General features: G+C 74.0%; 7 protein-coding genes. 2 read left to right on the plus strand and 5 right to left on the minus strand.

The window, feature by feature from the left end; genetic code table 11:
* Positions 1 to 35: 35 nt before the first annotated feature.
* The 5 genes from ACGFNN_RS34920 to ACGFNN_RS34940 all read right to left on the minus strand — a co-directional run bounded on the left by ACGFNN_RS34920 (position 36) and on the right by ACGFNN_RS34940 (position 5,552).
* Entirely contained in the window at positions 36 to 1,079 is a 1,044-nt protein-coding gene (locus tag ACGFNN_RS34920; protein WP_393561950.1) for an SGNH/GDSL hydrolase family protein, read from the minus strand.
* Positions 1,076 to 2,242, minus strand: coding sequence for a glycosyltransferase (locus ACGFNN_RS34925; RefSeq protein ID WP_393561951.1), 1,167 nt, complete (start codon positions 2,240 to 2,242; stop codon positions 1,076 to 1,078). Before ACGFNN_RS34925 ends, ACGFNN_RS34920 begins: the two co-directional genes overlap by 4 nt.
* Positions 2,239 to 3,369, minus strand: coding sequence for a glycosyltransferase family 4 protein (locus tag ACGFNN_RS34930; RefSeq protein ID WP_393561952.1), 1,131 nt, complete (start codon positions 3,367 to 3,369; stop codon positions 2,239 to 2,241). The genes ACGFNN_RS34925 and ACGFNN_RS34930 overlap by 4 nt, the downstream gene beginning before the upstream one ends.
* A gap of 131 nt (positions 3,370 to 3,500) precedes the next feature.
* Positions 3,501 to 4,919 carry a HEAT repeat domain-containing protein gene (locus ACGFNN_RS34935; protein ID WP_393561953.1) on the minus strand — a complete coding sequence of 473 codons (1,419 nt, stop codon included), beginning with the start codon at positions 4,917 to 4,919 and terminating at the stop codon, positions 3,501 to 3,503.
* A 240-nt stretch (positions 4,920 to 5,159) separates the two neighbouring features.
* Positions 5,160 to 5,552, minus strand: a complete 393-nt coding sequence (locus ACGFNN_RS34940) for an ankyrin repeat domain-containing protein (protein ID WP_362555341.1) — start codon at positions 5,550 to 5,552, stop codon at positions 5,160 to 5,162.
* Positions 5,553 to 5,879: 327 nt separating this feature from the next.
* Between ACGFNN_RS34940 and ACGFNN_RS34945 the strand changes: the two genes are divergently transcribed.
* Together ACGFNN_RS34945 and ACGFNN_RS34950 are read left to right on the plus strand one after the other, a co-directional pair.
* Entirely contained in the window at positions 5,880 to 6,074 is a 195-nt protein-coding gene (locus tag ACGFNN_RS34945; protein ID WP_362555339.1) for a hypothetical protein, read from the plus strand.
* 37 nt (positions 6,075 to 6,111) lie between these two features.
* Positions 6,112 to 7,713, plus strand: a complete 1,602-nt coding sequence (locus ACGFNN_RS34950; protein ID WP_393561954.1) for a hypothetical protein — start codon at positions 6,112 to 6,114, stop codon at positions 7,711 to 7,713.
* The last annotated feature ends 151 nt before the right edge of the window (positions 7,714 to 7,864 follow it).

The following is a 7,864-nucleotide window of genomic DNA, read 5'->3' on the forward strand; positions in this document are numbered from 1 at the left end:
ACCGACAACGGTCGAAACGGCGCAGAAGCGACCGGTCAGGGCGTCCGGTGTCCGCCCCCTCCCCGGGCACATGGGACCGGGCGTTCCGGCCCCCTGGGTGTCCGGTCGTTGCCCGTGCCGGTGTGCGGAACACCGGCTGTACGGGACATGCTGTCCAGGGCTTCACGCAGTGCCCGGTCGGCCCGTGCGTCCAGGCGTCCGCTCGTGCCCAGGGCCCTGTGGCCGATCTCCGCCGCAGCGAGCCCGAGCAGCCCCGGCAGCAGGTCGGTGCTGCGCCTGGCCAGCCATCCGGTCCCCCGGGTGGCCAGCCAGAGGGCGGCGGCGGCCCGGCTCGGCGGCGGCCTGCGCGGTTCGCGCTCGGGCGGGCTCCCGTGGGCGAGGCCTCGTTCGGCGAGCAGCCGGTGGAATCCGGCGGCCAGCCTGCGGTGCCCGCGTTCAGCGGGGTGGAGCCGGTCGGCGCTCCACAGGGATCGGTCCTCGGTCCAGCCCCGGTCCGAGGCGTGGAGGTGGACGAGGTCGTAGCGGGTGGACAGGTCGTGCACCACGGCGTTGACGGCCTGCTGGCGCCGGGCGAGCGGCATGCGCAGCGGCCCCGGCAGGCCCAGCGCGGTGCCGGGGTCGGGCAGGCACGCCGTCAGGAGCACGGCGCCGCCCCCGGAGAGCAGGGCGCACACCTCTTCCAGCCGCCCGGCCAGGCGGCGGATGTCGAAGGAGTGGCGCAGGGTGTCGTTGACGCCGACCACCACCGAGGCGATGTCCGGGCGGAACTCCGCCGCCGCTGCGGCCTGGCGCTCGTGGACGTCCTTGGACAGCGCACCGGCGACGGCGAAGTTGCGGAATTCCACCGTCCGGCCGGTCCCGCCGAGGCCCTCGGCGAGCAGGGCCGCCCAGCCCCGCCAGCCTCCTGGGACCGGATCGCCTATCCCCTCGGTCAGCGAGTCCCCGAGTGCGGCGAACCGGAGGGTGGCGCGGGGATCCACGACAGCTCCCAAGGGGTCCGCAGGCGCGCCGACCAGGTGTGCGTCCAGGGTCGTGGCGGCCGCGTATCCGGGGAGCCCCGACGCGGTGGCCCCGCTCATCGCGTCACCCCGAGGGAGTCGCGGTGCGACGGAGCGTCGTGGGCGGCCAGGAACGCGGCCACCGAACGGTCCCAGCCGAAGAGTCCGGCCCGTGCCCGGGCCGCTGCCCGACGCTCCTGCTCCGGTCTGTCCAGCAGTTCCCGCAGGGCGGCGGCGAACGCCCTGCCGTGGTCGACGGCCGTGAGGCCCGCGGGTCCCACGACCTCGGCGAGGGCCGAGGAGGCGCTCGCCACCACGGGTGTGCCGCAGGCGAGAGCCTCCAGGGCCGACAGTCCGAACGTTTCCGCCGGTCCGGGTGCCAGGCAGAGGTCGGCGGCGGCGTGGAGGCGGGCCAGACGGTCGCGGTCGCGCACATGGCCGAGGAACTCCACCGGCAGCCGTTCGGCGCTTGCCCTGCGTTCGAGGTCCGCGCGCAGGGGTCCGTCGCCGGCGACCAGCAGCGCCGCGCGTACGCCCTCGTGCCGCAGTGCGACAAGGGCGTCGAGCGCGCGGCCGGGCCGCTTCTCGACGGAGAGCCGCGAGCCGAGCAGCAGCAGGACCTCCTCCCCGTGGAGGTGGCGGGCGCGGAGGCCGGGGCTGCGCAGTTCCGGGCGGAAGTGCCTCAGGTCGACCCCGAGCGGCGCGCGCACCACGTTGCGCGCGCCGATGCGCACGAACTCGCGTTCCGCCCACTCGGTGGTGCAGACGATCCGCGTGTAGGCGTGGGCGCTTCGCTCGTTGAGCCGGTCGGCGGTCCACCCTGCCGCGACCGGCGGAACGCCCCAGGTGCGAAGGACCCCGTCGGCCGTCTCGTGGGACACCATGACCGCGGGCACGCGGGCGCGGCGGGACCACTCCCCTGTCCAGCGCAGGGTCGTGCGGTCCGACACCTCCAAGCGGTCGGGGCGCAGGCCCGCGAGGAGGCGGCGCAGCCTTCCCCGGTCCGCGAGCACCCGGTAGCCGCCGGTGCCCGGCAGTTCCGGGCCCGGCAGGGTGATCACCCTGCCCTGCGGGGTGTGGACGTCTCCGGCGGTGGCGCCCGGGACGACGAGCACCGGCTCGTGCCCCGCAGCGCGGTAGCCGCGCCCGAGCGCGTCCAGAGCGGTCCGCAGTCCGCCGGACGCCGGCGTCACGAAGTTCGCCAGCCGTACGATCCTCAGCCCGTCAGGGCGGTGCCCGGTCACGCGGCCACCGCCGTCCGGCCGCCGAGCACTTCGTCGTAGTGACCGAGCAGTTGGTCTCCCACGGCCGTCCAGGTGCGGCCCTCGACCGTGGCCCGCGCGGTCCTCCCGAACGCCTCCGCCCGCGCCGGGTCGGCGACGAGGGCGGCTACGGCGTCCCGCACCGCGTCCGCGTCGTGAGGTGGCACCAGCAGTCCGGTGCTGCCGTGGGCGACGAGGTCGAGGGGCCCTCCGGCCGCGGGGGCGACGACCGGGACGCCGGAGGCCATGGCCTCCTGGACCGTCTGGCAGAAGGTCTCGTAGGGGCCCGTGTGCACGAAGACGTCCAGCGAGGCGAAGAAGCGGGCGAGGTCCTCCCCGGTGCGCCGGCCCAGGAAGACCGCACCGGGCAGCGCGGAGCGGAGCGACGTCGCGCTCGGGCCGTCACCCACGACGACGACGCGGACCCCGGGCAGCGTGCAGGCCCCGGCGAGGAGTTCGACGTGCTTCTCGGGGGCGAGGCGGCCCGCGTATCCGATGATCTTCTCCCCGCCGGGGGCGAGGGAGTGGCGAAGCGTCTCGTCGCGCAGGCCGGGGCGGAAGCGTTCGGTGTCGACTCCGCGGGGCCAGAGACGTACGCGGGGCACCCCGTGGGCGGTGAGGTCGCGCAGTGCGGCGGAGGAGGGGGCGAGGGTGAGGTCCGCCGCGCTGTGGACGGCGCGCATGCGCCGCCACGCGGTGCTCTCCCCGGCTCCCAGATAGGTGCGGGCGTATCCGGCCAGATCGGTCTGGTAGACGGCCACGGCCGGCAGACCGAGTCGTGCGGCGACGGCCATGCCGCGCACACCGAGGACGAACGGTCCCGCAAGGTGGACGAGTTCGGCCCGGTGCGCGGTCAGAGCGGCCGCGAGCCGTCTGCCGGGCAGTGCCACGCGGACCTGCGGGTATCCGGGGAGCGGCAGCGAGGGCACACGTACGACGGGGCAGGGATCGCCGGTGTGGGCGGGGGCGGAGGAGCCCGTCGCCCCGGCCGGGGCTATGACGAGCGGCTGGTGGCCGCGGGCGGCGAGGTGCCGGGCGGTCTGCAGGGTGCAGTGGGCCACCCCGTTGATGTCGGGCGGGAAGGACTCGGTGACGATGACGACACGCATAGGGGTGTTGTGACCCTGCGGGGCGTGCCCCTGCCGACTTGGATCTGTCCGCCCGGGGAACGTCCTATGAGCTTTTGCGCCGCGCGCCCCCGGCGCGCGGCATCCAGGATTCCGCAGGCCCCTGGCCCGGCTCAGAGGGCCGGCGCGTCCGGTCCGATCCTACTGCGTACGGCGGTCTGGACCTCGGCCTCCTCGGCGGGATCGGCGGCGAGCCGCCTCAGCCGTTCGGCGACCCTGATGTCACCGGTCTCGGCATGGCGCGCGGCCAGCTCCCTGGTGGTTTCCTCGCAGTCCCAGAGGCATTCGACGGCGAATCCGCTGACGAACATCGGGTCGGTGACGGCGAGCGCCTGCGCCGCCCTGCCGCGCAGGTGCGAGGAGGACGTCTCCCTGTACACATGGCGCAGTACGGGTGCGGCGCAGGCGATGCCCAGGCGTCCGGTCCCGTCGACGAGGGTCCACAGACGCTGTGCGTCGGGGCCCTCGCCCCGTACGGCCTCGCGCAGCGCGGCCAGCACCAGCGGCGCGTCCTGGCCGGTGCCCCGGCAGGCCAGGACTCCGGCCGCGGACGCCCCCAGGGCGTCGGGCCTGAGTGCCCAGCGCCGGGCGCGGGCGACGGCCGTGTCTCCGCACATGCGCTCGAAGGCGGCGACGGCGGCGTCGGCGACGGTGCGGGAGGCACCGGCGACGGCCTCTTCCACGAGGTCGAGCACGGCGGGGTCCTGGACCTCCGCCAGGTAGTGCAGGGCCGCGCAGCGAGCGCCCTCCGGGCCGCTGCGGGCGGCCTCGACGATCGCGGGGCGGTCCTCGGCGGAGGCGACCGCGGAGAGGCAGCGGGCGGCTGGGATGTGGAGTGCGCTGCCGCGCTCAAGGCCCTCCTGGGCCCAGTCGAACACCGCCTGGACGCTCCAGCCGGGCCGGGGTCCGCCCGGCCGCATCTGGCGTTGCCACCGGTCGAACGATCCCTGCTCCGTGGCCGCCCGCACCCGGGCCCCCACGGACTCGCGGGGGTCCTCGGCCCAGAGCCGCCACGGGCGGGGCTCGAAGGCGTCCCGTGCCGCTGCCGCGAGCTCGGCGGAGCCCTCCTGGGTCATGGGGAAGCGCCCGAGCACCGGTTCGGCGAGGGACCGCAGACCGGCGTCGTCGTCCCGCAGCGCCAGTTCGTCGAGCGCCCAGGCCCAGTTGGAGCCGGTGGCGGCGTACCGGCGCAGCAGCGCGAGGGCGTCGTCGCGGCCGTAGGACGCGAGGTGTCCGAGTACGGCCAGCGCGAGGCCGGTACGCGAGTCGTCGGTGTCGAGGTGGTCCTCGGGGTCCTGGAGGTGGCGCTCGATCTCCGAGAGGTCACCGTCGAGGTCGAGGTAGAGACGGGCGTAGTAGAGCGAGCGGTTCTCGACCTGCCAGTCGTGACGCGGATCGCTCAGCACGCAGTGGTTGAGCGCGGCGAGTGCCTCGGGGCGGGGGGCGGCGAGCGCGTGGAGCGTGCCGTCGCCGCGGCCCCTCTGCAGCAGGCCGAGCAGTGTGCCGCTCGGCGCTATGAACGGATCGAACATGGGGAGAGCCTCACATCAAGCTGTCGACGCGACCGGGACTGTGCTGTTCCATGTGCCGGGGAGGTCCCCTAGCCCGCGCAGCGACATGATCGGCCGATCGTCGTCTTCTGCCTGGTGCTCATCTTCCCCTGCCTCTCGTCGGTGGTCCGGAACGGACCCGCGACGTCATGATGACCCAGCCATTTCGCCGACGCGACCACATTTACGGCGCACCGGCCGGCCCGCGACCCGGAGTGCGTCTCAGCGCGCACCGAAGAGTTCCAGCAGGTCGTCCTTGCCGAACATGCGCGCGGTGTCCACGGCGGAGGGGGTTCCGGCGGCCGGGTCGGCCCCCGCGGCGAGCAGGGCGTCGATCACTTCGCGCTCGCCCTTGAAGACCGCTCCGGCCAAGGGCGTCTGCCCGCGGTCGTTGGCGCGGCCCGGGTCGGCCCCGCGTCCCGCGAGGGCGGTGACGGCCTCGGCGTGCCCGTGATAGGCGGCGAGCATCAGCAGTGAGTCACCCCGGTCGTTGGTGAGGTTCGCCGGGACGCCCGCGTCGACGTAGGCGGCGAGCGTGTCGGTGTCTCCGCTCCGCGCCAGGTCGAAGACCTTGGTGGCCAGCTCGACCACCTCGGGATCGGGTGTTTCGCTCATCCTGACGGACCGCCTTCCGTTGCTTCGGTCGCCGCTGCCGACCTGGTGGGGGCGTACGGCAGGGGCCGTACGAGTGAATCGACAGGGTACTGCTCCGGGACATTCGCCATCCTGCCCACCGGCGGCGGAAGATCACGCCGCGGTGGCCGTTTTCCCATGGCCCCGGCCTCCGAGCCTCCCGCGGGGACCGCGGGCAACGGGATTTCCGCCCGCCGACGGAGTGAAATCAGGCGGTATTCACTCACTTGCACCTTTTATCGTATTGATACATCTTGTGATCCTGGAAGTACTCATGGTGACTGCCCCCTTCAACCAGGAGAACCGCTCATGATCCTCTCCATCTCAGGCGTGGTACTGCTCGGCATCATCGCCTTCCTGTTCTTCAAGAAGGACGGGATGAAGGCGTCCCACGCACTCGTCTGCGCCCTGTTCGGCTTCTACCTCGCCGGCACGGCCATCGCCCCCAGCATCACCGCCGGCGGGGCGAGCCTCGCCAGCATGCTGGGCGGGATCAAGTTCTGACGTTCCGAAACCGCTTCCACCTCTTCAGGAGACCGACGTGGCACGGCGACCACTCCCCCGCATTCTGAGCAGCGGCAGCGCTTCGATCACCCGCGGTCGGGAGATCGCGCGCACGGCCGCCGACAGCGCCACCGACGTCCTCCATCCGCTGATCACGGTCACCCGTGGTCTGCGGCTGCTGGCGGGAGCAGGGCGGCAGAAGTGGGCCGCGACGCCCAAGGACCGGCGCGGACAGACGCTGTTCCTCGTCGCGGCCTGCGTACTGGCGGTGGCGCTCATCCCCTACGGGCCGCTGCTGGCCCTCATCACGGTGATGGGCGCCGCCGCCTGGCGGGGGCGTGACCGCACCCCCGCGAGGACCGGCCCGGACGAGGCGGAGACGGCTCGGCTCCAGGCGCTCTACGAGGCGCTGGTCCCGCACTTCTCCACGGCCGACGACCCCGGTCCGCTGTTCTCCCACGGCGGCGACTGGGAGAAGGCGTTCGGCACCTCGTACGCCTTCGACGGCAACGGGCGACTGACCCGGCTCCAGGTGAACTACCCGGCCTACTTCACCGACGGCGACCCCGCCGCCCGGACCCGGGTGGAACAGGTGCTGCACGCGAAGTCCGGCCGGGGCCGCGAGTACCACTTCGCCTGGGACGAGGAGGCCAACCACCTCCTGATGACCGTGCTCGCCGCGCTGCCCACCACCGTCGTGGCCCAGCGCTTCGTCACCGCCCCGGGGGAGACCGTGCTCGGCTTCACCGACGCCGACGCGGTCCGGCGCACCGTCCCCGTCCTGGACGGGGACACCACCCGTGACGCCGCCCCCGTGATCTGGCGGACGGGCTCGCGCTCCGCGGAGCCCCACCTGCTGATCGCCGGGCACCCCGGCAGCGGCGTGTCGACCCTGATGCGCTCACTGGCCCTGCAGGCCCTCCAGCAGGGCGACGTCCTCGTCGTGGAGGGCGGCGGCACCGGCGAGTACGGCTTCCTGGCCGGCCGCGACGGTGTCCTCGCCGTGGAGTGCGGACTGTCCGGGGCTCTGGCGACGCTCGAATGGGCGGCGCGGGAGACCGAGCGCAGGCTGATCGCCGCGAACCGGGCACGCCAGGCCGGCCATCCCGAACCCGAGGACATCAAGCGCCCCCTCTGGATCCTGCTGGACCGGCCCGGCACCCTGGGGCACCTGGCGGCAGCCGACGGCCGCCAGGATCCTCAGGAACTGCTCCAGGTGCCCCTCAGGCACGGCCGGGCGGCCGGGGTGACCGTCGTGGTCGCGGACCAGCTCGACAGTCTGGACTCCCTCACCGACGCCGTGCGGACCCACACCGGGGCCCGGGTGGTCCTGGGCCCGGCCGGCCCGGAGCAGATCGAGTCTGTCCTGGGCGCCCCGCCGCACACCACACCCACTCCCGACGTCCCGCCCGGGCGGGGCTACGCGCGGCTGGGCACCGGAGAGGTCCTGCGGCTCCAGGTTCCGGCCACCCCTGACCCCTGCGGTGAGGCCACGAGCGAGGCCGAGCGGCAGGCGGTGCTCGGCCTGCTGCCCGGCGGAATCCCCGCGGACACCCCCTCGGTACCGGCGAGCACCGCTGAGCCCGCGCCGCTGCACAAGGAGCAGTTGATCGGCGCTCCGGCCACGGCGGAGGGGTGACGCCCCACCACCCGCCCACGAGTTCACCGCCGCAGCGCGGGAGCGCCCCGGACCGTACGGATGCTGTTGGTTAATCCGGGGTCTTGATCAGTTCGCCCCGTCGAGCGTCAGCTCGGCGGGGCGAAGTGCTGTGAAGTGGCTGGTGCGGGTG

The sequence above is a fragment of the Streptomyces sp. NPDC048590 genome, from assembly GCF_043199535.1.
GTDB lineage: Bacteria > Actinomycetota > Actinomycetes > Streptomycetales > Streptomycetaceae > Streptomyces.